The organism is Burkholderia sp. 9120, from assembly GCF_000745015.1.
GTDB lineage: Bacteria > Pseudomonadota > Gammaproteobacteria > Burkholderiales > Burkholderiaceae > Paraburkholderia.
Genome location: NZ_JQNA01000002.1, coordinates 1,929,229 through 1,952,275 on the forward strand (window position 1 = coordinate 1,929,229; position 23,047 = coordinate 1,952,275).

The 23,047-nt window shown below is 59.5% G+C and carries 19 protein-coding genes and 1 pseudogene; 7 read left to right on the forward strand and 13 right to left on the reverse strand.

From position 1 onward, the window contains the following. Nucleotides 1-61 precede the first annotated feature (61 nt). Nucleotides 62-4,099 (reverse strand): CheR family methyltransferase, encoded by a 4,038-nt coding sequence (locus FA94_RS16790; protein WP_035553141.1) that lies wholly within the window; start codon nt 4,097-4,099, stop codon nt 62-64. A gap of 270 nt (nt 4,100-4,369) precedes the next feature. Here FA94_RS16790 and FA94_RS16795 point away from each other — a divergent pair. The 3 genes and pseudogenes from FA94_RS16795 to FA94_RS16800 all read left to right on the forward strand — a co-directional run. Continuing rightward, nucleotides 4,370-4,849: pseudogene (locus FA94_RS16795) on the forward strand (Crp/Fnr family transcriptional regulator); the annotation flags it as partial. 239 nt (nt 4,850-5,088) lie between these two features. After that, complete coding sequence (locus FA94_RS38675; RefSeq protein WP_156126655.1) at nt 5,089-5,394, forward strand: hypothetical protein; 306 nt, start codon at nt 5,089-5,091, stop codon at nt 5,392-5,394. Between the two features lie 706 nt (nt 5,395-6,100). Then, the gene (locus tag FA94_RS16800; protein ID WP_176060154.1) at nt 6,101-7,030 is read left to right on the forward strand and encodes a winged helix-turn-helix domain-containing protein; all 930 of its coding nucleotides are present in this window, start codon (nt 6,101-6,103) and stop codon (nt 7,028-7,030) included. A 125-nt stretch (nt 7,031-7,155) separates the two neighbouring features. Here the strand turns inward: FA94_RS16800 and FA94_RS16805 are convergent, their stop codons facing one another. The 6 genes from FA94_RS16805 to FA94_RS16830 all read right to left on the reverse strand — a co-directional run bounded on the left by FA94_RS16805 (nt 7,156) and on the right by FA94_RS16830 (nt 12,863). Continuing rightward, nucleotides 7,156-7,629, reverse strand: coding sequence for a helix-turn-helix domain-containing protein (locus FA94_RS16805; protein WP_156126656.1), 474 nt, complete (start codon nt 7,627-7,629; stop codon nt 7,156-7,158). Nucleotides 7,630-8,498: 869 nt separating this feature from the next. Beyond that, entirely contained in the window at nt 8,499-8,717 is a 219-nt protein-coding gene (locus tag FA94_RS16810) for a hypothetical protein (protein ID WP_035553150.1), read from the reverse strand. Further along, nucleotides 8,714-9,154 carry an SET domain-containing protein gene (locus FA94_RS16815; RefSeq protein ID WP_035553152.1) on the reverse strand — a complete coding sequence of 147 codons (441 nt, stop codon included), beginning with the start codon at nt 9,152-9,154 and terminating at the stop codon, nt 8,714-8,716. The genes FA94_RS16810 and FA94_RS16815 overlap by 4 nt, the downstream gene beginning before the upstream one ends. A 157-nt stretch (nt 9,155-9,311) precedes the next feature. Continuing rightward, nucleotides 9,312-9,482 carry a hypothetical protein gene (locus FA94_RS38050; protein ID WP_231584978.1) on the reverse strand — a complete coding sequence of 57 codons (171 nt, stop codon included), beginning with the start codon at nt 9,480-9,482 and terminating at the stop codon, nt 9,312-9,314. A 238-nt stretch (nt 9,483-9,720) separates the two neighbouring features. Continuing rightward, nucleotides 9,721-9,999: an HU family DNA-binding protein gene (locus FA94_RS16820; protein ID WP_035553155.1), complete on the reverse strand. Its 279-nt coding sequence runs from the start codon at nt 9,997-9,999 to the stop codon at nt 9,721-9,723. 1,190 nt (nt 10,000-11,189) lie between these two features. After that, nucleotides 11,190-12,863 carry a recombinase family protein gene (locus FA94_RS16830; RefSeq protein WP_035553161.1) on the reverse strand — a complete coding sequence of 558 codons (1,674 nt, stop codon included), beginning with the start codon at nt 12,861-12,863 and terminating at the stop codon, nt 11,190-11,192. Nucleotides 12,864-13,077: 214 nt separating this feature from the next. Between FA94_RS16830 and FA94_RS16835 the strand changes: the two genes are divergently transcribed. Together FA94_RS16835 and FA94_RS16840 are read left to right on the forward strand one after the other, a co-directional pair. Continuing rightward, nucleotides 13,078-13,704, forward strand: coding sequence for a helix-turn-helix domain-containing protein (locus tag FA94_RS16835; RefSeq protein ID WP_035553164.1), 627 nt, complete (start codon nt 13,078-13,080; stop codon nt 13,702-13,704). Then, on the forward strand, nt 13,701-14,303 hold the full coding sequence (locus tag FA94_RS16840; RefSeq protein ID WP_035553166.1) for a hypothetical protein: 603 nt from the start codon (nt 13,701-13,703) through the stop codon (nt 14,301-14,303). The genes FA94_RS16835 and FA94_RS16840 overlap by 4 nt, the downstream gene beginning before the upstream one ends. Nucleotides 14,304-14,667: 364 nt before the next feature. Here FA94_RS16840 and trfA read toward each other — a convergent pair whose 3' ends face one another. Both trfA and FA94_RS16850 read right to left on the reverse strand, forming a co-directional pair. Further along, the gene (gene trfA, locus FA94_RS16845; protein ID WP_035553168.1) at nt 14,668-15,540 is read right to left on the reverse strand and encodes a plasmid replication initiator TrfA; all 873 of its coding nucleotides are present in this window, start codon (nt 15,538-15,540) and stop codon (nt 14,668-14,670) included. Beyond that, entirely contained in the window at nt 15,537-15,791 is a 255-nt protein-coding gene (locus FA94_RS16850; RefSeq protein WP_035553171.1) for a hypothetical protein, read from the reverse strand. The genes trfA and FA94_RS16850 overlap by 4 nt, the downstream gene beginning before the upstream one ends. A gap of 349 nt (nt 15,792-16,140) precedes the next feature. On the opposite strand from FA94_RS16850, the gene FA94_RS16855 reads away from it, so the two are divergent. Continuing rightward, entirely contained in the window at nt 16,141-17,316 is a 1,176-nt protein-coding gene (locus FA94_RS16855; protein ID WP_081935972.1) for a DNA cytosine methyltransferase, read from the forward strand. 95 nt (nt 17,317-17,411) lie between these two features. Here the strand turns inward: FA94_RS16855 and FA94_RS16860 are convergent, their stop codons facing one another. Both FA94_RS16860 and FA94_RS16865 read right to left on the reverse strand, forming a co-directional pair. Further along, nucleotides 17,412-18,038, reverse strand: a complete 627-nt coding sequence (locus tag FA94_RS16860) for a hypothetical protein (RefSeq protein ID WP_035553174.1) — start codon at nt 18,036-18,038, stop codon at nt 17,412-17,414. Between the two features lie 128 nt (nt 18,039-18,166). Beyond that, nucleotides 18,167-18,850, reverse strand: a complete 684-nt coding sequence (locus FA94_RS16865) for a hypothetical protein (RefSeq protein ID WP_156126657.1) — start codon at nt 18,848-18,850, stop codon at nt 18,167-18,169. A gap of 367 nt (nt 18,851-19,217) precedes the next feature. Between FA94_RS16865 and dcm the strand changes: the two genes are divergently transcribed. Next, a complete protein-coding gene (dcm, locus tag FA94_RS16870; protein ID WP_063771786.1) occupies nt 19,218-20,606 on the forward strand; it encodes a DNA (cytosine-5-)-methyltransferase in 1,389 nt (462 codons plus the stop codon). A gap of 152 nt (nt 20,607-20,758) precedes the next feature. Here the strand turns inward: dcm and istB are convergent, their stop codons facing one another. Next, on the reverse strand, nt 20,759-21,535 hold the full coding sequence (istB, locus tag FA94_RS16875; RefSeq protein WP_035546074.1) for an IS21-like element helper ATPase IstB: 777 nt from the start codon (nt 21,533-21,535) through the stop codon (nt 20,759-20,761). Next, nucleotides 21,525-23,042 carry an IS21 family transposase gene (gene istA, locus FA94_RS16880; protein ID WP_156126484.1) on the reverse strand — a complete coding sequence of 506 codons (1,518 nt, stop codon included), beginning with the start codon at nt 23,040-23,042 and terminating at the stop codon, nt 21,525-21,527. The genes istB and istA overlap by 11 nt, the downstream gene beginning before the upstream one ends. Between the last annotated feature and the right edge of the window lie 5 nt (nt 23,043-23,047).

Genomic DNA, 23,047 nt, shown 5'->3' on the forward strand with positions numbered 1-23,047 from the left:
CGTCGCGCACTCGTTCAATTTCCACGAAATCGGCTGCGGGCGAGCCAGCGTTTACCTATTGCTATAGCGCGCGCGATTTCCCTGGCATCGCGCCAAATAACCGGATCAAGGCTTCATAGTCGACCGGCTTGGTCAGATGATGGTCGAACCCGGCCTCAGCCGATCTGAGGTGATCCGACGGCAGTCCATATCCGGTGACCGCCACCAGGATCACGTTCCGGTTGGACCCGGATTCGCGTAACCTTCTCGATACCTCGTAACCATCCATGTCCGGGAGGCCGATATCGAGAAGTACGACGTCGGGGCTGAAAGTTGCCGCCGCACTGATTCCCGAAACACCATCCAGGCAGGTCTCGACCTCGTGGCCTTCATTCGCCAGAAGCATTGCGAGGGCCTCACTCGCGTCGGCGTTGTCGTCAATGATAAGAATCCGCTTCGGTCGCACGGCAACCGGTTCTGGCTGCGAATTGACCTGCTCCCCGAAGACGGCTCCCGGAACGAGCGGCAGATTGACGACGAACTCACTGCCGGTCCTGCCATCGCTAATGGCCCGGACCGAGCCGCCGTGTAACTCAACGAGCCTGCGCACCACGGACAGGCCGACACCCAGGCCACTCTGGCGCTGGCTATCGGATACGGGGCCCTGGACAAACATCTCGAAAAGACTCCCGAGCATCGTGGACGGAATGCCTCTCCCGTTGTCCTTGATGCTGAGCGAAATCCGATTGGCCGTTCTTGTCGCCCGCAATTGTACGGCCCCGCCAGGCGCGGTGTATTTCGCCGCATTGATCAAGATATTCTCGATGACCTGCGACAGGCGCGTCGGGTCCGCGTTTAGCCAAATGGATTCTTCCGGCAGCGAGACGGACAGCGTATGACGGCGCTCGTCGAAGATTGGCTGGCAAACTTCAATGGCGCTCTGGACAATTGTTTTCAGCAAAACCGTCTGTCGATTCAACTCGATATTGCCACTCGTTATCCGGCTGATATCGAGCATGTCGTTCACGAGGTGCATCATTGCGCGACCTTGCCGCTGGATGACACCGGCAGCCCAGTCCTTCTGTGTGACTGCGACCGTTTCCGACGCGAGCAGATTTCCGGCTGAGACCAGCGCAGCAAGCGGATTGCGCAGTTCATGGCCGAGCGTCGCCAGAAATTCGTTTTTCCGTCGGTCGGCGACCGCCAGCTGTTCGGCACGCTCGCGAAGGTGAGCATTGCTCACGCTGCGGTTGACGAGATCGCGCTCGGTCGATGCCACGGCAATCGCATTGCCCCCGCTGTCCGACAGAATCGACAGCGTAAGCCATATGTCGACCACGCGGCCGCCCTTCGTTACTCGCTGTGTCTCGTAGGAGTGCAGTGCCTCGTTATGCTCAGCATGGTGGACGAAGTCGAGGTGATCTTGCCTGGCACCCCGTGGCACCAGATCGGAAACAGTCATGCGCAGCGCTTCGGTCTCGCTGAAGCCGTACATCGCGCTCGCAGCCTTGTTCCAGGCGAGAAAGCGGCCTTTGAGGTCGAATACCGTCACCGCGTCGTTTGAATCCTGAACCACTGCGGCAAGGCGTCGGGCGCGTTCGTCGGACAGCTTGACGTGCGTAATGTCGGTCCACGTCACCACGACGCCTGCAGGTGGTGCTTCGCGAATCGCGATATACGGCGTGATGCGGCGAACATACCATTCTGCAGTCGCGGTTTCTATCTCCTTCTCGACCTGCAGGTCCCCGCCCGTGAGTATCCGATCGACCTCTGCCGGCAACGCGTCGCCGAGCGGGTTGCCGAGGACCTCTACGATCTTGCGTCCGATGTCAGGCGGCGCCAGTCCTAAGATCCTCGCCGCGCTCGGGGTAAACCGTTTAATCAGCCCCTGCCTGTCGAGAAGCAGTGTCGCGATTTCCGTGCTGGCAAGCAGATTTGTGACGTCCTCATTGAGGACCTCCATTTGATGAACCTTCTGCTCAAGTTGAGAATTGACGACATTCAACTGCTCATTGAGCGCCTGCAGTTCCTCTTTGGACGTTTCGAGCTCTTCGTTTGCAGAGCGCAGCTCCTCATTCATCGAAAGGATTTCTTCGTTCGATACCCTCAGTTCGCTATTGCTCTCTTCCAGTTCCTCGATCGTGCTGCCGAGCTCCACCTGCGTGGTGCGAAGCTCGCTCTCGAGGTGCCACAGATCGGAATCCGCGCCGGAGGGCACCGTCGACGTAGGCCGGTCGGCCGTCGGCAACCTGGCAAAGATGACAAGCAATGCCCTGCCGGCATGCGTCGTGTCGAACGGTCGCGTCACCGTGATTTTTACCGCAGGTGCACCACCGTCAGCGACGATTTCGCTGACCGGCGAGTCAGCATGATCCTGGATTGCCCGGCGCAATACGATCCGCAGTTTGAGGCGCAGTCCATCGCGCGCCATGTCGAGAATGTTGCCCGTCGGCTCACCTGCCGGCTGCGTCAGGTATTCGTCAGTCGAGCCGCTCACGTAGAGCACCTGGTGAGCAGAATTGATCAGCACCGAGGCAGCATGGTGCTCTTCCAGCAGCGTGGCGTTGACCAGTTCCGCGTAACCCTTGCTGCGGACACCGACACGGCTCGCCGGCGGGAATTCTTCATGGCGCGCTGTTCTTGCGGAAAACCGATAGGCAGTGGGTGCCGCCGCCAGGATCGGACTGCGCTGGTAGATACGCCAGGCTCTCGAGACTTCCTGAAACTGGGTGGAATCGGGATCGGTACTTTCCGAGCGCCCCAGAAACAGATAGCGCTTCGGATTGAGTGCGAAGTGGAACAACTCGAACACCCGCTGCTGTGCTTCCGGTTCGAGGTAGATCAGCAGGTTCCGGCAACTGATCAGATCGACCCGCGAAAACGGCGGGTCAGCAATCAGGTTCTGCGGAGTAAATAGAACCGTTTCGCGAAGTTCCTGCCGGATCTGGAATCCGTCGTTGTGAGGTTGAAAGAACCGATCGAGCCGCGCCTCACCCACTGGTGACGCGACGCTGGCTGAATAGATGCCCTGACGTGCGCGTCCCAGCGCAACGCGGTTCACGTCAGAGGCAAGGATCATGAACGGTCGCGTCGCCCGGCGCTTCTCGATCTCCTCGGTCAGCAGCATGGCCATCGAATAGGCTTCTTCGCCTGTTGCGCATCCCGGCACCCATACACGAATCGGCTGCTCGCTCTGCGGCTCCTCCAGCAGTACGCTCAGCACGCGTTCGGACAGCGCGGTCCATGCATCGGGGTCGCGGAAGAACTCCGTCACACCAATCATCATGTCCAGGCTAAGCGCCTGAGCCTCCTCGACTGAGGCTTTCAGGACGTCGCAATACGCGCGCAGGCTGTCGACCCGGTTGACCGCCATGCGACGGGCAATGCGACGTTGAAGCGTCCCCCGTTTGTAGCCCCTGAAATCTGATCCGGCAGCCGCAAGCGCCCTGAGCACCGGTTCAAGATCAACCGGCTGCGGTGGATCAATGGCTGCTTGAGGCATCCCGCCCGTGGAACGTCTGATGTATTCAAACAGCGCAGCCGGCATGTCTTCGACCGGGAGTACATAGTCCACCAGACCCGTTGAAATTGCGTGGCTGGGCATTGTGCTGTGTTCGGCCGTTTCCGGCATTTGCGCCATCACCATACCGCCTTCGGCCTTGATCGCTCTAAGACCTGCTGAGCCGTCCGCGTTCGCGCCGGTAAGCACAATCCCGATGGCGCGGTCGTGCTGGTCGGCGGCCAGCGATGTAAATAATGCGTCAATCGGCATGGGGATTGCTGGGCGATCGACGGCGGCCCGCAACCGGAACGTGCCTTGCTCGATGACAACGGACACTTTCGGCGGGATGACATAGACGTGCCCCGCGCGCAGCATTGCGCCATCCTCGATGGCTGACACAGGCAAATGCGTGTCCTTGGCCAGCAACCCCGGGAGGTGACTCTCGGAACCCGGAGCCAGGTGCACCACGATCACGAAGGCAACGTCGTCCGGAATTTCGGACGCCGCCCTGAAAAACAGGCTTAACGCATGGAGGCCGCCGGCCGACGCGCCGATCGCGACTATTCGGGGAGCGACGACCAGCCTTGGCGCTGTAGAGGTCTTATTGGAATCATTCATGGCACACCGCTCAAGACTGCTGGAGCGCCAGTGTAGCGCCTATTACATCGCCACTGATCGAACTCCCGGTGCGGAGGCGTTTCACGCCCGGTGGCGGACGTTGGATACGGAGCACGCGAAAACGTGTTGGCATGAAAGGAGACTTACGACGATATGCTTGACGTACCATGCAGCACGGCTGCAGATATCCGTATCGATGTGTCACGCACTGCACTGGAACAGGTTGGTGAAGGCATACGGTTTCCCGACCGTCCGCGAGGGATGTGGTAAATGTTGAAGGAAGATCATCGAAACGGTAATTATCTGCTCGCGGTGCTGGACGAGGCGGAGTGGGCTCGTGTCGCGCCGCATCTGGTGCCAGTGGACCTGTCATTGGGACACGTCATCTACGAGGCTGGCGACCGTCTCGATCATGTCTATTTCCCATCGACATCCATCGTGTCGCTGCTCTACGTGTTAGAGAGCGGCGCATCCGCTGAAATTGCCATCGTGGGAAACGAAGGGATTATCGGTATCGCGCTCTTCATGGGCGGTGAAACCATGCCGAACCGGGCGGTTGTCCAAAGCGCCGGACGCGCGTATCGACTGGATGCCGGCGTCCTGAAAGAGGAATTCCGTCGTGCGGGTGCGGTGCAACGCCTGTTGCTGCGCTATACCCAGGCATTGATCACGCAGATGGCGCAGACCGCCGTGTGCAACCGGCACCACTCGATCGACCAGCAACTCTGTCGGTGGCTGCTGTTGAAGATCGCTAATTCTGCTAGCGGTGCCCATAAGGGCGCTAATGGCGTCCGTTAACTCTGCTAGCGTGGCTTTTCCATCGGAACATGAACGCACTGCCCGGAACGACTAACTAGGCGCAGCACGACACTTCGGTTGTCGACGTTCAGTCACACACTTGATAAAGACTCCGACATAAAGCACAAGTCCCGACCTGTATGGCGTTTTCGTTCACCTCAAAGGTTGGCACCGCCCGAATATCGAAATAAATGACCTTCGTCAATATTGCTTGCCGCCGCCTGTGGCTCGCGGACCTGTCGCGCCGATCGGCAGCCACATTAGCCGAATTAGAGAACACGCCGAACGCGCTAGCAGAATTAACGAACATCCTCCTGCTCGCCCGTTGCCGGAACGCAACGGATGACACAACTGGCAATCTTGCCTCGTCGCCATGCCTGGCGGGCCCTGCGGCTCATCTCCCATTAGCAAATGCGGTGGACATCGCTAGCAGAATTAACGGACACCAACAATTGTCTCGCCTTGAGCGCGAGCTTCGTCAGGGGCTGGATGCGTGATGGCGTCGTCACAGCGTGTCTACAGTCATGCACTCCCGGCGCCGCCGCGACACTTGGTCGCCTTGTATCAGTTTCGGAGACGGCGACCGCACCGAAGCGGAGGATGAAGTTGCCGTATGCACCAGCCACTCAGGCAGCGTATCGCAAGCGGCGCTGAACGGAATTCGACATCCAGGCTTTGGACAAATTGTTCGCTGCGGTGTGAACTACTCGACAGAGGTCCTTGCAAAGTGGGGGGCTTCACATATCTGAAGGCGGTTCGTTTCCACTTCAGATGAAAGGGGCAGCTCAAGTTAATCGGGCGAAGATTTTCGAACCACCGCAGTCGGCCACGAAGAGACGCCCGCCTAAAGACATCGAACGACCGAAACGCATTCGGCAAACAGCCGTTCCAAAAATCCGCTGATAAGGTGGTTTTGCCGCGCAGCTGGCCCGACGCCGGGCTTTCATGATATTTCGACAAGCTTTCGATCGCACGTCTAGCCGCCGAGTTTTCAAGTCGCCCTTCGTGAAATTTGTATTGAATCGTGTATAAATATGGTGACCGCAATGCGACATAACAACCATTTCATTTGCGCGCACGACGATGGGCAAACAGAAAGACGATATCCCTCTCGCAGAACGTAGGGCTCTTGCCGCCAAGCTGCTGTTAAATGGTGAGGGTATTAGCGAAGTGTCCAGGAAGGCTCGACTGAGTCTTCGGACCGTGAGCAAGTACAAGGACCTGGTTGAAAGGAGCGGAGCTGATGCTGTTGCGCGCCTTCGTATCCACGGAGGGCCCTCGCGACTGGATGATGCGTCGCAAAGCTGGCTCGTTAGCGCAATCAAGCACTCGCCGGGGCTTCACGGCTATCCAGGGCCGACCTGGACCATAAGCCAACTGCGCGAACTGATCTTTCGGCGTTTCGGCGTCCAGTTTTCACCTTCGCATGTTGGCTACCTCGTTCGGGGTTACGGCCTCGCCTATCGACTCACCTATTCGACTTCAGAAAAGGCGTCGTCTGCTACCGCTCATAAACCACAGAGCGACGTCTATGCCGCGCGCCGGAAGATTGCTGCGAAAATGCTGCTGGATGGGGACAGCGTCGAGCACGTCTCGAAAGCGCTCAACATCAGCGTGCGCACCATTGCAAAATACAGATCAATGGTAGTTGCTAATGGCGTTGAGGCTGTTGAGCATCTCAAGGCATCCGGGCGCAGTGCCACACTTGGCCCCGAGGCCCTTAAGTGGTTACGGGCGACATTGGAGGGCAGCCCCATGGCCCACGGCTATGAAACCGAACTCTGGAGAAACGGCGATGTTCAAAAGCTGATCAAGGAGCAATTCGGGATCTACCACTCTGCCGGGCATGTCAGGACCCTCGTCGGGAAGCTAGGCTTGGACCACAGGATGCGACCGCCGAAGCTGCGCACGGAGAAGAAGCGCCTGACGATCAATGATGAAACGCTGGCGTGGGTTGCCGCAACGGTCAAGGAGTCGCCGAGAATACACGGCATAGACGCTGATCACTGGACGAACGGCCGATTGCGCACCGTACTTCATCGGCGGGTGGGTGTCGATTATTCTCGAGGATATATCTGGGAAATTGCCACGCGTGCCGGCGTGGCGGACCTGCTTACAAAACTCCGTAGCTGATCAATTCATTCTGGCCCTGGCCGCCTCGTCATGTGTGGCCGTAGCGACAGCGTGGCGGCGCTCCCAACGGAGTGTCTCTGATTCGTGATGTTCTCAAGGTAATGCCCCTTGTGCCGCCGCACTCGTCAGATAACGTCTTTCCAGGCTTCACCTTTTTTGATTGCATAGATGGTCACGACATGCACTCCGAATGCATGCGCCAGCGAAGCAACTGATTCTCCGGCCGCCAATCGCTGGCGTATCGATAACACCTTGGTTTCGTTCAGTTTGGCTGTGCCGTTGCGAAAACGAACGGGCAGATCGGGATTGGTAAGTCTTTTTTCTTCGTATCTGCGGCGGGTGCGCTCCCTTTTTGCCGCATTGAATTTCTCCTTGTTCTCCCTGGCGTAGCGCCGTTTCGCATCCGGGTTTTTCTCATAACTACGCCGCGCGGTCATATTGGTCCGCTCGCGGTTCCCGGCTCGCCATTCAGCCTGGCATAAAGTTACACAGGGCCGGCAATAAGATGCGTAGCCAAGCCCCTTCCGATGGAAATCCAGTTCCGCGATTTTCGTCTGGCCGCATCTGGGACAGCGACGTGGGGTTTGAATTGCGATCATGACTTGCCCCCTTTCTCAACAGTTCTGACTTCCTCTCCCGTGCAGTCGACGGAAAATATCGGACTTGGATGTTGAACAAGCGAATGGCAGAACTGCAAGTCTTCGTGCGAAAACATTTTTCAAAAGTGTCAGGATGGAGGATGTTGACGCAATCAGTTTCGCATGCCCGCCAAAAAGGCGAACGGGAGGGCTGGTGGATGCTCTTGCGTCGCGTCCAGGCAGTGCGCCTGATTGTGATAGGCGTGCAGCCGGACTGGCACCTGAGATGCATCAACGCTGCAAATGGCACGAGTTGCTGGAAGGTGGATGGCCGTTTGCTGGACGAAATCGGACGGACATCTTACGTACTTGAGCGGCTGTTGAGGGTCGACAAGAGGCGGTCGTGCCTGCCTGACAGCGGCCGTTCACGAACCCGGCGATGAGGTCATGGGAGCCGAGATCGTGGTTACAAGTGCGCATGCTGACCGCGCCGTTACGCGCCCAATCCGCTAGAAATCCACATAAAAATTTCATCGCGACGGCGAGCCGACCTGCCGCCTTCTGGAGCAGGCGGTTACGCGTTTTTTTTGACCTTTGCCAGAAGCGCTCACGAAAACAGTGGCAAAGATTCGACGGCGGTTTGGTGCCGACGTCGCGGGGACTGGGATCGACCGGGCCGTGCAACAGTCTTCCCGCTAGCCGAACCTAGCCGCCGGTTCAGATCCGACAGCGCCCGACAGACGGTCGTGCGCGCGGGCGTCCCCGCCAATGCCAGTTCAAGCTGGTCCAGCAGTTCCGGAAGACTCACTCCCCCTGTTCTCTTTCGCGCGAACTTCCGCTTCTGCATAAGGCCCCCCTCATCGCTGTCGACATGCGCGCTGGCACCGACGTCACCACCAATCGTCAAGCTCCAGCGACATCTGTTTCCTCGTGCTTGCGCCAGGCGCACCGTCGGACACATTTCCCTTTGGCATCGGTGGCTTCAGCACATCGGGATGGAAAACCACATCCATGCCGAGCCGGACAAATCCATCATTCTCCCGCTTCGAGCCCTCGGCGCTTTTCGGGATCGTGATGCTGCCAACGGGCTCTCCCGCACCGCTGTTCACGCCACGTCAGCCAGCATCGAGTGACGACAGTCCGCCGTGGCGCACCGGCATGCGTACTGCGCCCGAACCTCTTCATCCAGCGAATCGTCGGCGGCCAGCAGATACTCAATAAACAGTTCTTCACCGGCCCCGATCGGCCGGAGCGTGTGGATGAAGATGCGCCCGGCGTCCTCGATGGTCTCGCAGTTGGGCGCGCACGCGTGATTGAGCCAGCGCGCACTATTGCCACCGCGGCTCCCGTCGATCACCCGCCCATCCGACAGTCCGAACAGAAACGTATGTCCTTCGACGCCTTCACGCCGGTGACGGCGCACCGCACTTCGCCACGAGGTGATTTCACCTTTGTACTCAAGCACGCGCTCGCCCGCCGCGAGCGCATGCATGGCGAACACGCCTTTGCCGTGAACTGAAGACCGCCGAACAATCACGCGCCGCATACTCTTTCCTTCCCGATGTCAGCGCCAGTATAAGAGCAGCAAATTTCCGCATCCAGTGGGATGAGCACGATGGGGCACGTCGAAGCTGGAGAGTCGAGGTATTTGATCCGCAGGCATCCCGGAATGACCGACCAACCACCCACGAAGAGAGCCAGCTTCAGAAAAGCTGATTGCCCAGCTCGCACAGGCTGACCCACTTCACCGTGCTCACGAAGGTCCTGCCTGCGGTGTCGAGCGATTCGATCATCGCGCGCTGCCCACGCGCTTCCGCGACAACGCGCACGATGCGCGTCCGATAGCGCAACAGCGCACCGATGGGTGGACACAAGGCTTCCCGCCTCATCCGCGATCGTTTCTTTTCCATACGGCTATCTATCTAGACATGCAGCGAATCGCAGGGGCCGCAGTACGTCGCGGCATCTCGCCCTGATGCTACCAGGCCGACTGGCCGAGGTCCAGGCCTCGCCCGATCACGCCGTGCCGCTGCTGCCGCCGGCACCTGTAGCGACTACCCTGCCGGCCGCCGCGCCGTCGGCAGAAATCCGGCCGACGGCTTGCGTCCGGTCTCAGGCGCCGTTCACGGCGTCCTTGAACGCCTTGCCCGCCGTGAACTTCACCGTCTTCGCAGCCGGGATCTGGATCTCGGCGCCGGTTGCCGGATTGCGACCGACCCGCGCGGCGCGCGCGCCCGTCGAAAACGACCCGAACCCGACCAGTTGCACCGTGCCGCCCTTCGTCACTTCGCCGGTGATCGCCGCGATCACAGTGTCGAGTGCCTCGCCGGTTGCCGCCTTGCTGTCGCCCGTCTTCGCGGCGACCGCGTCCACCAGTTCCTGCTTGTTCATCGCTATTTCCTCTCCGTGGTTGTGAATGTCGCCACCCTACCCGATCCCCGCATCTTTGCGCAATTGGCCGGCGGCCGGACTGATCGGCGATTACAGGCACTGAACGCAGGTCACAGGCGTGAGCGGTGCATGACGCCGCCGTTAAACCGGGCATGCACACCGGGTCGCATCCTAGTGCTGTCGATCGTCCGGGTCAGCGGCATGGGCTTGATGAAGAGGTAGGCGCAGCCCACTCCGGCGACGCATCGGCGGGGAAATGTGGTCGCCCCCGGCGCGCCCGCGCGCACCGTCGGGTACGTCTCATGAACCGCCCGCTGCTGGTCCGCGCCTTCTGCGTGTGCGCCCTGCATGCTGTCCGGCGTCCAGGTCGCGCATCGCATTGATCCGGTTGCGCGCACGCCGGCTACCCGTCGGGGCACAGCGTCATCACACCAGGGGCCATCCGGCGACGTCGTCCAGCCGATACAAGGGCCAGTGTCCGCAAATGAAGGGGGAGATAGCTCTGACTTTCATACCCTCCCCCATTGACCGGAACTGCCATTCGAGTGGTTTGAGCACGGTGCCGCTTTGCGAAGGGCGTCCATCCAGGATACGGGTCAGGTCCCATGCCTCGATGATCGGCGCGCTTTCGCGCAAACATGGATTGGGCGCCGCGAGCCCGCAGGCTCGCTCAAAGCGAAGCAAAGCAAACAGGTCGCATCGTTTTCAATGCTGATAAGTCGTAGTATCAGCATTGCGTTTAATGCTGTATCTGAGCGGCGATAACCCGCGTTATCATCGCGATCCGGCAGCTTCTAGAGGTCGCTGGTGTCGCATGTCGAGCTGTTTTCTGCCCTTTGACGAAGCCCCCCGAAATGCGGAAGCGGGGGGACCGTCGGAGACGCGGAATTGGCAGGAAGACCCGAGCGCACCCAAATGCCCGCGCCCCTTAATGAGCATATCGGGTGTCATCAGGGCCACCGGTACCTGCGGGCCATCACATAAACTCCGACAACCGTCGAGGCACCGTAGGTGGATCGTGCCGAACGCATCACTGATGGCCGGTACCGGATACCCAGCACCTCATCACCTGTAGCTGTGAGTGCGCATCGGATCCTCAAAACCTGCACAGATATGCGAACAATCTGTAAGCACGTCGCCGCAAGAAGTAGACGTGCCGAAAAGAAGCGGGGCGTGAAAGCCCCGCGCAATCAATCGTTCTCCTTTCTTCTGCTACCCTCGACCAACACCCGCCAGGGTGTAGGCCGCGTAGGACCGGTCTCGACCCGAACGACATAATCGGCTTCCTCCTCAATTACCGGCGTCGTCCCGGACAGGTTCGCTACAACCGCACCTTCGCACGTCGTCACGGTCCATACCGACACAAACTTTTGAGGACGGTCAATCAGCACGATTTTCGGGAATACCCGGGAAAGAACGGCTCTCACCTGTTCAACTGCCGCATCTGGTCCAAACAGTGCCGGAATGATGTCGAGCGGCTCGACGGCCAACTGGCGCTCCAGATTCCCGACATCGAGCGAAGCAGCATAGGTCTGAAGCCTTGCGAGTTCCTCAGCCAACCGCTTCTTCTCATCCCGCTGTTCGCGATACGCCTGCTCAAGGAAATCATCCCCATCCGCCTCCAGCCTGCGCATGCGCTGTGCCAGACTTTCAAGTTGCCGGTCTGCGCGTGCCACCTCAAGTTTCAGCTCAGTAATGCGAGCCTCCTGCCCCCCGTCGAGTCGCGCCTTCAGACGGTCGCGGAATTCCCTGATCCGCTTATCGTCAAACATGCATCGCAGAAGGTGTGTCAGCGCATGTTCGAGTGCCCTCACCGAAACATAGTCCACCCGCTCCGGAGCATTTTCAACGGCAACTCGACGTCTCTGCGCACACGCCGCGCAGTAAAGTTGAGGCGCAGAACCTCCCCCAGCGATACTCATCCTCCCCAGACAGGCGCCGCAGGTCACGAGCCCGGCGAATGGCCGCCGCCCGCCTCCCCGGAATGGCTGAGACGATGAACTGTCATTACAGGCGTACCAGACATGGTCGTCCACGAGCCGCAACTCCGGACGGGCATACTCAATCTCAGTAACGTCCTGCTTCTCCTTTTTTGCCTTTGCCTTCGTAAAGCTACTGCCTCCATATACGAAAACGCCGCGATAAATGGTGTTGGCAAGAATCTGCTTTACCGTCGCCGGCCGCCAGTACCCCGCGCCGCCATCTTTCGACGGACGGGGGCAGGCAACGCTTTCACGGTTCAGGTGTTCTGCGATGGCATTAAGCGAGCTACCCTTGTACCGCATGGCGAACATCTGCCTCACCCGGTCTGCCGCCGGCTCGTCAATTTCCCAGACTGTTCCTCCTTCGTTTTCGCGCTCACCCTGCCTGACTGCCCGATATCCGTACGCCGCTTTCGCAATCATGAATCCGCGTATCAGTTGCCCCTGCATGCCCCGCTTGACCCGGTGGCTGGTCTCGCGCACAAAATGGGCCGCGATCAGCCCCGAGATGCCAAACTGCAACTGCCACCCAGGTATCGAGCTGTCGGTGCCGTCGCAACTGACGACACGCACCCGAGTCCGTTCGATACGCTGCTCGAGATGAGCAAACTCGAGCGTCGAGCGTGCGAGCCGTGATATCTCATCGACCACGATGGCCTCGAACTCCCCGGCCTCCCACGCACTGATAAATCGCGCGTAAGCAACGCGCTTCGCCAAGCCCTTCTGTTGTCCGGTCACCGCCGCATCGACAAAAACGTGCTCGTCGCTGACGGTAAATCCTAACTGCGCCGCTGTTTGCCGCGCCCTTCTAACCTGGTCGTCGATTGACGTCGACCGGCTTTCATCGTCCGAATATCTTGCATAGATTCCTGCTGGCCGCATACGTCTCCCTTTTGCTGGTAGGTTGCTGCGGCGAGCTCGACCAACAGGTCGAGTAGTTCTGAAACTGGTCCTGGTATTGCCATAAGAGTGTCCTCGCTATGCCTCAGCAAAACGTATAGCGAACGCGTGAGCGGGACTGATCCGGACGGTTGCTATACGTATTGAGCGACCCGCTCACGGCCGGATCCGGCCGAAACGTTCGAGGACAACAACAATGGAAATGACACACGAAGAAGTGCGTACCGGGCGCAGTGCACGCCGGCAAAAACTCACGCTCGACACCGAGCAGTTGCAAAGGCCTGGTTCAAGACTGCTTGCGGCGTTGTTCCAGCAAGCGAACTATCGGGACCATTCACTGGCTGCACTGGCAAATGAGCTTGGATGTACACCGGGCTATCTCTCGCAGTTGAGAAACGACACACGATGCGCGAGCAACGTATCGCAGAAGTTTGTCGATGCCGCTGCCCGGTACCTCGGGGTCCTGCCCGTCATCGTCAAAATCCTGGCAGAGCAGGTCCGGGCGGAGGATTTCGTCATGCCGTCCAGTTCTCTCGAGAGCCGGCTTGACCAGGTGATGCAGTTCATCCGGGATGATGGGGCTTTCGGTGCCTCGGTGCCGGGCGATATCCTCTCGGCCAGTCGTGAGATGAAAATCTTCGTTATCGAGTGCTATCGCGAGGCAACAGGTCTTGACCTGACACCAGGCATTTCGCTTACCCGCCGGCTCCGCGACACGATGGAAGCCGCGCTGGTTTTCGATAACGAAGTCAAGCCGCACCAACGAGCCGCCCAGCAGCCCTCGGCAACGGGAATCGCTCCCACAGTACTGGAGGTTCAATGAATTCGGCCCTGCTTAGGGAGCATGGACTGCACCCGGGCTACATCATTCCTTCGGCTCACTGGTCCTCAATCGAGCGTGTATGCGGGGAAGAACCGTCTGAAAGAAGCGCGCTCCTAGTCGAGGTTCCTGAGGAAATGCAGCGCGCATTCGAGGCCACCCACGCATTAGGACAGTCGCGACTGAGTACGCTGCGTTCCGGCGGTGGAATGTTTCTTCTGGCTATCACCCTGCAGATTGAAACCTGCCAGACCAGAGTGGTGTTGAACCTGTCGGAACCGCACGTAAGGCAATACCTTCAGGAAGCGACCGCGAGTGGCGAATTGCTGGTGGGATTACATACGCGGGATGACAGCTGGGTACACTCGACCCTGCTCGCTATCGAACCCGACGCATGCAGCCGGCTACTGGAAACGTCTGCCGGAGCTGTCGCGTTCTCCACTGAGGATGCCTGGAACGAGAAGGCGTCGGCCTGCTCCAGGTTATTGCAGGACACGAAGTTTTTCGTGTTCGACGACAAGCCCGCGAGCTGCGTAAGCGTGGTTTTTGTCAAGGACACTTCGCAGTTTCTGAAGCCTGGCGATTTCGAGGCCACTCTGTGATTCACGGCGCGAGCGATGCTCGCGCCTTTTCTTTTTACAGAGCCTGCAGATGGTCGATCCTGGAGAGGACTTACGGTTGCACATCCCGCGTCCGTCGCGCGAGATCGTGCACCGCGCACATGGTCTTCGCGCAATTGCCCCACCCGGGGCAGACAGTCAGCCGTCTTCCCTGATAGCCACTTAAGGCGCAGCCTTGGCCAGGGAAAAGGCGGAGCGTCACAAAAACTCTTCCTCTTGAGAAGCCTCCGCCAGGTTAGCGGTTAAAAGGTTATTGGTTACGTATAACTTATCGCCTCAGAAGGCCCGTCCGGCGGGCTTCCGGTTACGTGGCCGGTGGGCTGATCGCGCGATTGAGGTGAGTTAATTACGCGATTCCAGTGGCGCAACTGCGCGGTTCCGGTGGGGTAATTGCGCGCCGGCAACTGACCGATCCGTCTTCAATCGAGAACGACTCCAGGAACTGAACGTCGACGAGCTGCTGCAGCGCGAGGGTGGCTTTGCGCCTGAACTCCTTGCGTGGCGTCACGTCCCCGCAAAGGCTCTGCAATCTGTCGAGCGGGAATGCGATGGGTTCGCGGTGTGACGCATAAAATCCGAGTAGCCATGACGCGAGATACGAACGCCTGGTAAGCCGGTCCTCGTAGACGCGCAGTATGCGCGTGTAGTGCTGGTCCCTGAACAGCTCCGCAATCTCCCGGTCAAAGTACACCCGGATCTCTTTCGAGTCCGGTACGAACTCCCAGCGGGCAATCAGGGATACGGCCACCCCCGCGCGCGCAATGCGCGGGACGAACATCAACAGGCTTGTTGCCTTGAGCCGTGTGAGCGTCTCGATGAGTTTTTCATAAGCCGCGTTCGACGTGCCCCAGCCGATGTCCTCGCAGAATCGCCGTGGCCTGAATGTGGCAGCGCCTGGCGTATCTCCTTCCCGGTGGAGGGCATGCATGAACACCCTCCGGTCGTCCTGCCGTAGCTCTTCCCCCGAGTATTCGATATACCCGTTTCGCGAAGCCTGAACCGGTAGCCGGTGCCGCGAGAACGACCGGCGCGGCGACGCCGGATCGGCAACCCGAAACAGCGCGCAGCGCACCAGCTCGTTCGGAATGATGGACGCGTTCTCCGGATGGTATGGCACAAGTGGGTACGGTAGTTGCCAGAGCTGTGGTGCTGGCGCTGCCGGCTTTCCGCAGTCGCGGTCACGTTCAGCGACAAGCGCGTCGAGGAGAATATCGCTCATTGCCCCTCCCCGCCCGCGACTCCGTCATCGAGCGGCAGCATCGCTAGTTCGAGGCCGCGTTCATGTGCGCGGCCGAGGAATTCGAATCCCTCGAACCCCGAAAATCGCCTGGCCTTCGACGGGTCCAGCGTCCAGGGCGAGCCATCCGGCCCAGGCCCGGCCAGCAGGTAGCGCATTGGCTGCGTCGCATTGGCCTCGACGATTGCGTAAATTTTCCTGTGTCCTGCCTTGCGGCCGCCGCAGCGCGTCATTCGCGACCTCCGCTGAGTCTCGCACACGCGTTCATACGAACCGGTGCGACGCCTGCGCGTTCGAACGCCAGCTTCGACCTCGGACTGGTAATGGGTGCCCAAGCCGGGCGCTTGGCTATCTGCATCCGTGACTCCTGTTGTTGTGAATAACAGGTGCAGCGACCGCATTTAGCCGACCGTCGTGATGTGATGTGCGACGGGTTGCCGGAGGCGCAAAGTCCGGACGCCGCCTCATCGGGCTGGCGTCTGATCCGGTCATCTTTCCGCCGCAGATCGGGTAGCGAAAAAATCCGCTGGCCGGATAAAACAGGGGCCTACACGAGACTCACCCACTCTGGAGTCCGTGAAAATGACCCACTCGCAATACACCGCCAACGCCCTTCAATCGTCGCTGTCCAACATCGACGACGATGCCGGAGCGTCCACCCGGTCACTCGAATGCGTTGAGCTCTTTGCCGGATGCGGCTCGATGGCCCTAGGCCTGCAACAGGCAGGCATCATTCACCCGGTGATGGTCGACATCGACCCATACGCGTGCCGGACGCTATCCGCAAATCGGACCGCGTTCGGCAAGTCGGACCGCCTGTTAATTTCGCAGGCCGATGTGCGTCATGTCGACTGGCACGCGTACGCCGGCATCGACCTCATCGCGGGCGGCCCTCCCTCCCAGTCGTTTTCCGGTGGTGGCCTGGGCGCCGGTCAGGATGACGAGCGGGACCTGTGGCCGGAGGCTGTTCGCGCCGTGGCGGAGGCGCTGCCGCGAGCGTTTCTGTTCGAGAGCACACCGGGCCTGCTGCGCCCCGCGTTCGGCTATTACCTTAACGGCCTGGTCACACGCTTGGAGCGACCGTCTAGCGACGGAGAGGATGCGCGGTACGCCGTCACCGTCGTGCCGCTGAACGCGGCAGACTACGGCGTCTCCCAGAACCTCCGGCGCATACTCATCGCCGGCGTACGGCAAGATTGCGGCAGCCTACTGGAATTTCCGGCCGCAACGCACAGTCACGAACGACTGGTGTGGGACAGGTGGGTTTCCGGCGAGTACTGGAAGCGGCATGGCTTACTGCGACCTGATGCCTCGCTGGTACCCAAAGAGGAGAGGTCTATCCTCAAGCGGCTCCTCACGGGAAAGACTTACCCCGGCGAAGCGGCGTGGCGCACCTGCCGCGACGCCTTGGCTGGCAACCGGACGGCGGCACTGACTGACCACCTTGAGGATTCTGCAGGTCGCCGGACTGCGCGTCAGTATCCTGGTCATACGGGCAGCCAACTGGATTTGCCATCGAAGGCCCTCAAAGCTGGCGTCCACGGCGTTCCCGGTGGCGAGAACATGTTCGTTGATGACAATGGCGCTTGCTGGCAATTCACCGTGCGGGACGCTGCGCGACTACAAGGCCTACCGGACAATTTCGTCGTGGAAGGTTCGTGGTCGCAGGGAATGCGCCAACTCGGTAACGCATTGCCTGTGCCCGTCGCCAAGGTGGCGGGACGCTGGCTCACCGATTGCCTCAATCACGCATCCTAGAAATAAAGATGGTCCGCGCAGGCGGACCATCTTAATCAACGTTACTGGACGCGCTGCGCGCCGCGTACCGGGAGCGCAGGTGGAATGTCCTGGAGCTAGTGGAGTGTCCCTTCGTCACGCAAACTCGTCTCGACGCATTCGAGCATGTGTGTCGGCAGCATCACCGACACGCTCAAGTCCCTGACGGGTGGTTGCCCGAGCAGCGCCGGCACCGTGGCAATGGCGCACACTTTGCTGATAATGCCCGACACACCCAGGATGACCTCCTCGCGGTCAACGTCGGAAACGGACTGAACCAGCCTCTCGACCGGTGCAATCATCTCCCACGGGAGGTGTGCGGCAGAAACGGCCGCCTCCTCCTCTCCCGCGTCGCCCATCGCCACCTGCATGGGTGCCATGCGCAAAGAGGCGAGGAACTCAGGAACCGGTGGTTCGAACAGCGGAAGCAGAAACCGGTGCTGGAACATGCCAAGCTGCTGGGTGAACACCACGTAGTTGCCGGCCTTATCGCCCGTAAAAGCGGCCACGTTAAGGTCCCGCGCAGCTGACTCCTTGAGCATGGCGGCAAACATGGGCGCGGAAACGTCTCCGCACAAAAACCATCCTTCGAGCCCCGCACCCTTCCGCTGCCGCCCAGCCATAGCTTCCGTAACGTCCTCCGGCCGCATCACGCGCGCGGGTGTCAGCAGCGCATCACCACATCTTGTCGGTTTCTCAATCATTGTTCGTGTCCTATGTAGACGCGCCGGAATGGCGCATTACGTATAGGCACCGCAATGACAGAATACGATTCGCACGCGCGCGACCACCAAAGACAGACGACCCGCGCGCACATAAGCGCTAACCGAGGTCAGTGCATGGCGCGGATCGCACGCTCCGCATTACCGTATGAAGCAGACACCTCCGTTTTGCGTGCATGGAAGAAAGTTATCCCCGACTCGCTCGAAGGGTATGCAATCTCGTACCCCAGCTGCTTCAGCGCGCGGTCGACCCTACGCGTATGGAGCACGCATGAATTCCTGTGAGTCGCCGGCGGTGCGTATGGATGGTCGTAACCGTCGAGCATTCCCTGCTTGCAGACCTCAATCGCCTGCGTCACGAACATATCTGTCGCTGGCTGATTGCTAAGGCGCCGGAGCTGGTTGACGGGACCACCGAGTTTTTCCAGCAGTGGAATGACGAACGTGTGCGTGTCCTCACGACTCAGCGCCACCGGGACGGCGCCTTGGCGGTTCCAGGTGTCAATCGCCTGCCACACCTCGGGCTCCGTTGGGTCTGCCAGCCAGTTCAGCAACGCATCCTCAATGCAGAGCGCAAACAGAAGCATCGGCATCTGCGGACCGCCAATGACGAACGCATCGAATGTCGCGCGACGGGCATTCGCATACTGGCTTGGGTCGAATTCGACCATCTGTTCAAGGACGGGCCCCTTGAGTCGCGGGCTGGTCCCGCTATATTCGCTCGCGGAGGCAATAAGACCCAATCGGATAGAAGAGTCCTGAGCCGGTTGATAAATATTTGCGCCGTTTTCCATATTAAAAATCTCCTTTTTGATTAACCCCATACCGGGGACAAAAAGAAGATTAATGCTGAATATCGTATAAATCAACGTATAAATTGAATATCTCGACTTCTATTTTTATACGTTTAAATGTTTATCCAAATTTAAAATAACATCAGCCCAGATAACCACGCATCGGTACTCCTCCGGGCGGCCCCGTGCCGCAATCACGAATACCTCACGGACAACTGACCTGAGCCTCATGGACGTATCGCATCTCCATTAATCCAAATCACGGCGACGACATCTTTAATCTAAATAATTAAATCTCAAGAAAATCCTAAAAACCGGATAAAACGCGTTTCTCCACTTGTTTCCTGCAACCACCAATGGAAACAAAATGGAGCAACAAAACAGCACCCTCAACGTCATCGAACTTTTCGCGGGCGTAGGCGGATTCCGTCTCGGCCTCGAATCCGTCCCCGGGCAGCCTTTCCGCGTCACCCTCAGCAACCAGTTCGAACCGTCAAAGAAGATTCAGCACGCCAGTCTCGTCTATCACGCACACTGGCCGGACGGCGTACATCTGAACCAAGACATCAACGAGGTACTGGTCTCGCCAGCCGGTCAACAGGCGATACGCGATGCCGCGCCTGATGTGCTCGTCGGCGGGTTTCCATGCCAGGACTATTCGGTTGCCAAACCGTTGTCACAGTCGAGGGGCATCGAAGGCAGGAAGGGGGTGTTGTGGTGGTCCATCGCCGAACTCCTGCGGCAACGCATCGCCGACGACGCTCCCGTCAAATATCTGATTCTCGAAAACGTCGACCGCCTGCTGTCGTCGCCAGCATCGGCGAAAGGCAGGGATTTCGCTATCGTGCTGGCCACGTTGAACCAACTGGGATACGCGGTTGAGTGGCGCGTGATCAACGCCGCCGACTACGGGTTTCCGCAGAAACGCAAGCGGGTGTTCATCGTCGCGTATCACAACACGACAAGCCTTTACACATCCAACATCGTAAGTGAGTTCGTGGCCCCCGGTGGCTGGCTCTCATCTGGCGTGCTGGGTAACGCCCTTCCCGCCGTGCCTCGCGACCCGGCGCAGGCATCGCGGGAGTGCCTCAAAATACCAGCAGACCCGTTCGCAGCGCAGTCTACGTTCCAGCCGCTGCCAAACGGCAAATCACCATTCGCAAACGCGGGTTTCATGTTCGACGGATACGCGTACAGCGCATCCGTGGATGCCGCAATATTCAGCGACTACACACCGTTCACCGGAACCGCTCATGCCCTGACGCTGGGAGATGTTGTCGGTCTAACGACCGATGTGTCCAACAACTTTTATATCAGCTGCGATGCCGAAGAAGCCTGGCGAATGGCCAAGGGGGCAAAGTGCCTTCCCCGTCAGAAAGATGGATTCAAATACAACTACACCGAAGGGGCGATGGCATTTCCTGACCCGCTCGACAAACCGGCGCGCACCATCATTACTTCGGAAGGCGGAGCATCTGCATCCCGTACCCGACATGCTGTTCGTGCCACGGATGGACGACTACGCCGACTGGTTCCCGAAGAACTCGAAGGGCTAAATGGGTTTCCGCGTGGATTCACCCAACACCCGCAGGTCTCGGACTCGATGCGAGCGTTTCTGATGGGCAACGCGCTGGTCACCGGCCTCGTTACGCGCATTGCGACCGCACTACACGATTCTCACCGGTGGGAGATTGGCTCACTTGCGGAGTGCATGGCTGGCGACACCTTTCACGCACTCATGGATGAATACATCTGAGAGTCCGGAATACAGCATCCGGTGCCTGCGTCGAATGCGCTAACTTCTACGCCCAGTTAGATAGCACGATCACCATTGATGTTGATTTGCACTGAATCCGGACCCAGGATTTGCATCGAATACTGACCCACCCTTTGATCCAGTTTTGGGGTTCAGGTTGGGTGTTTCGGGGTTCGTTTTCTCTCCTTTTCAGGCTGTGTCGTGCTGTTCCTGAAACGATAGCTATCGTTGCCGGTTTCTACAATGTGGCAGTGGTGTGTGAGCCGGTCGAGCAGCGCCGTGGTCATCTTCGCGTCGCCGAAGACGTTGGCCCACTCAGAGAAGCTCAGATTGGTTGTGATGACGACGCTCGTGCGCTCGTAGAGTTTGCTCAGTAGATGGAAGAGCAAGGCGCCCCCGGTCTGGCTGAACGGCAGATAACCCAGTTCGTCGAGGATGACGAGGTCGGCGTACATTAGACGCACAGCCAGTTGCCCAGGCTTTCCAGTCAGCTTCTCCTGCTCAAGCGCATTGACGAGTTCAATGGTGGAGAAGAAACGCACGCGGCTTCGATCATGTTCGATCGCCTGCACGCCAATCGCCGTCGCCAGATGCGTTTTGCCCGTGCCCGGTCCGCCGACCAGCACGACGTTGTGTGCCGATGTCATGAACTCACACCGATGCAACTGACGCACGGTTGCTTCGTTGACATCGCTGCAACCGAAGTCAAAGCCGTTGAGATCCCGATACGCCGGGAAGCGGGCGACCTTCATCTGATAGGCCAGTGAACGTACCTCACGGGCCGCCATCTCCGCCTTGAGCAGACCTGCCAGAACTAGCGATGCCGACTTGTACGCGGGGGAATCCTGCGCGGCCAGCTCGCCAAGCGCCTGGGCCATGCCGTGCAGCTTCAGTGACTTGAGCATTTCCATCATGGCGTCAGGCTGCATGATGATCCTCCCGGCCTCTCAGGTCGTCATAACGGCCGACGTTGGCTTGCGGCTCGACGCGCAGGGCGAAGGCCTGGGGCGTCTGCAGCGGAGGCACGGGAGCCCCGTCAAGCAGCCGGCTCAGGACGTTCATCACCGTTTGCTTTGAGGGCGCACCGGCCTCAAGTGCCAGCTCGACGGCGGTGAGTACGGCCTGTTCGTCGTGCAGCAGCACCAGCGCCAGTATCTCGACCATCTCCCGGTCGCCACCGGCGTGCTTCAGCAGGATTGTCTGCAGCCGCTTGAAGGCGGCAGGAAACTCTGCGAACGGCGCGCCGTTGCGCAATGCTCCAGGCTTGCGCTGCAGGACTGCGAGGTAATGACGCCAGTCGTAGATGGTTTCTCCGCGATCATGGCTGCGGTTGATACGCCGGACGTGCTCCGCGATGACCTGCCCTTCGGCGACGAAGACGAGCTGGGCCGCGTAGACGTGCAGGCTGATGGGCCGGTTCGCAAATGCCGCCGGCACGCTATACCGGTTGCGGTCGAAACTCACCAGACACGTGGGCGAGACGAGTTTGGTGTGCTCGACAAAGCCGTCGAATGCCTGGCCGACCGGCATCAGATGGGGTCGCTCGACCGACCACGCGTCCCAGATCGTTGTGTCCTGCTCAGGGTGCTGCGTCTGCTGCCAGAGCAGGACACACTGGTCGGCCAGCCAGTCGTTTAATGCAGAGAGCGAACCGAACGCCGGCACGCGTTGCCACAGCCGGTGACGGCTGTCCTGAACGTTCTTCTCGATCTGCCCCTTCTCCCAGCCTGAGGCCGGATTGCAGAATTCGGCGTCAAACAGATAGTGACTGACCATGGCGCTGAAGCGCGCGTTGACGTCCCGCAGCTTGCCACGACGAACCTTGTCGACAGCGGTCTTCATGTTGTCATATATGCCACGGCGCGGAATGCCGCCCCACGCCACGAACGCGTGGTAGTGAGCGTCGAACAGCATCTCGTGGGTTTGCAGCAGATAGGCCCTCAGGAAGAACGCCCGGCTGTGACTGAGCTTGAACTGCGCAACCTGCAACTTGGTGCGCTCGCCGTTGATCACGGCCCAGTCCTCGCTCCAGTCGAACTGGAATGCTTCTCCGGGTGCAAAGGTCAGCGGCACAAAGGTGCCACGTGCTGCGCTCCTTGCCTGCTCCTGCTGCTCCTGTCGCCAGCGGCGCGCAAAGGCGGCGACCCGGTCGTAGGACCCTGTGAATCCCAACACGGTGAGGTCAGCGTAAATCTGCTTGAGGGTTCTGCGCTGTTTGCGCGGCCGGTTTGCTTCCGTCTTTAACCAGCCGGCGAGCTTGGCCGCAAATCCGTCGAGCTTGCTCGGGCTCTGCCGTTCCGGATAGGTGGGCACTACGGTGCCGGCACGTATATAGCGCCTGACGGTGTTTCTTGAAACGCCAAGCCGTTTGGCGATCTCGCGTAGCGAGACATGATCGCGATAATGCCAGCGTCGGATGATGCTCAATATTGCCATGTCGA

Excerpts from the sequence above, each read along its gene's own strand:
- FA94_RS16830 (WP_035553161.1), bottom strand. The coding sequence starts at position 12,863 with ATGCGGCCAGCAGGAATCTATGCAAGATATTCGGACGATGAAAGCCGG.
- FA94_RS16840 (WP_035553166.1), top strand. The coding sequence starts at position 13,701 with ATGAATTCGGCCCTGCTTAGGGAGCATGGACTGCACCCGGGCTACATC.
- FA94_RS16860 (WP_035553174.1), bottom strand. The coding sequence starts at position 18,038 with ATGATTGAGAAACCGACAAGATGTGGTGATGCGCTGCTGACACCCGCG.
- istA (WP_156126484.1), bottom strand. The coding sequence starts at position 23,042 with ATGGCAATATTGAGCATCATCCGACGCTGGCATTATCGCGATCATGTC.
- FA94_RS16805 (WP_156126656.1), bottom strand. The coding sequence starts at position 7,629 with ATGATCGCAATTCAAACCCCACGTCGCTGTCCCAGATGCGGCCAGACG.
- FA94_RS16850 (WP_035553171.1), bottom strand. The coding sequence starts at position 15,791 with ATGACGCGCTGCGGCGGCCGCAAGGCAGGACACAGGAAAATTTACGCA.
- FA94_RS16790 (WP_035553141.1), bottom strand. The coding sequence starts at position 4,099 with ATGAATGATTCCAATAAGACCTCTACAGCGCCAAGGCTGGTCGTCGCT.
- istB (WP_035546074.1), bottom strand. The coding sequence starts at position 21,535 with ATGCAGCCTGACGCCATGATGGAAATGCTCAAGTCACTGAAGCTGCAC.
- FA94_RS16855 (WP_081935972.1), top strand. The coding sequence starts at position 16,141 with ATGACCCACTCGCAATACACCGCCAACGCCCTTCAATCGTCGCTGTCC.
- FA94_RS38675 (WP_156126655.1), top strand. The coding sequence starts at position 5,089 with ATGACCTTCGTCAATATTGCTTGCCGCCGCCTGTGGCTCGCGGACCTG.
- dcm (WP_063771786.1), top strand. The coding sequence starts at position 19,218 with ATGGAGCAACAAAACAGCACCCTCAACGTCATCGAACTTTTCGCGGGC.
- FA94_RS16820 (WP_035553155.1), bottom strand. The coding sequence starts at position 9,999 with ATGAACAAGCAGGAACTGGTGGACGCGGTCGCCGCGAAGACGGGCGAC.
- FA94_RS16865 (WP_156126657.1), bottom strand. The coding sequence starts at position 18,850 with ATGGAAAACGGCGCAAATATTTATCAACCGGCTCAGGACTCTTCTATC.
- trfA (WP_035553168.1), bottom strand. The coding sequence starts at position 15,540 with ATGAGCGATATTCTCCTCGACGCGCTTGTCGCTGAACGTGACCGCGAC.
- FA94_RS16815 (WP_035553152.1), bottom strand. The coding sequence starts at position 9,154 with ATGCGGCGCGTGATTGTTCGGCGGTCTTCAGTTCACGGCAAAGGCGTG.
- FA94_RS16835 (WP_035553164.1), top strand. The coding sequence starts at position 13,078 with ATGGAAATGACACACGAAGAAGTGCGTACCGGGCGCAGTGCACGCCGG.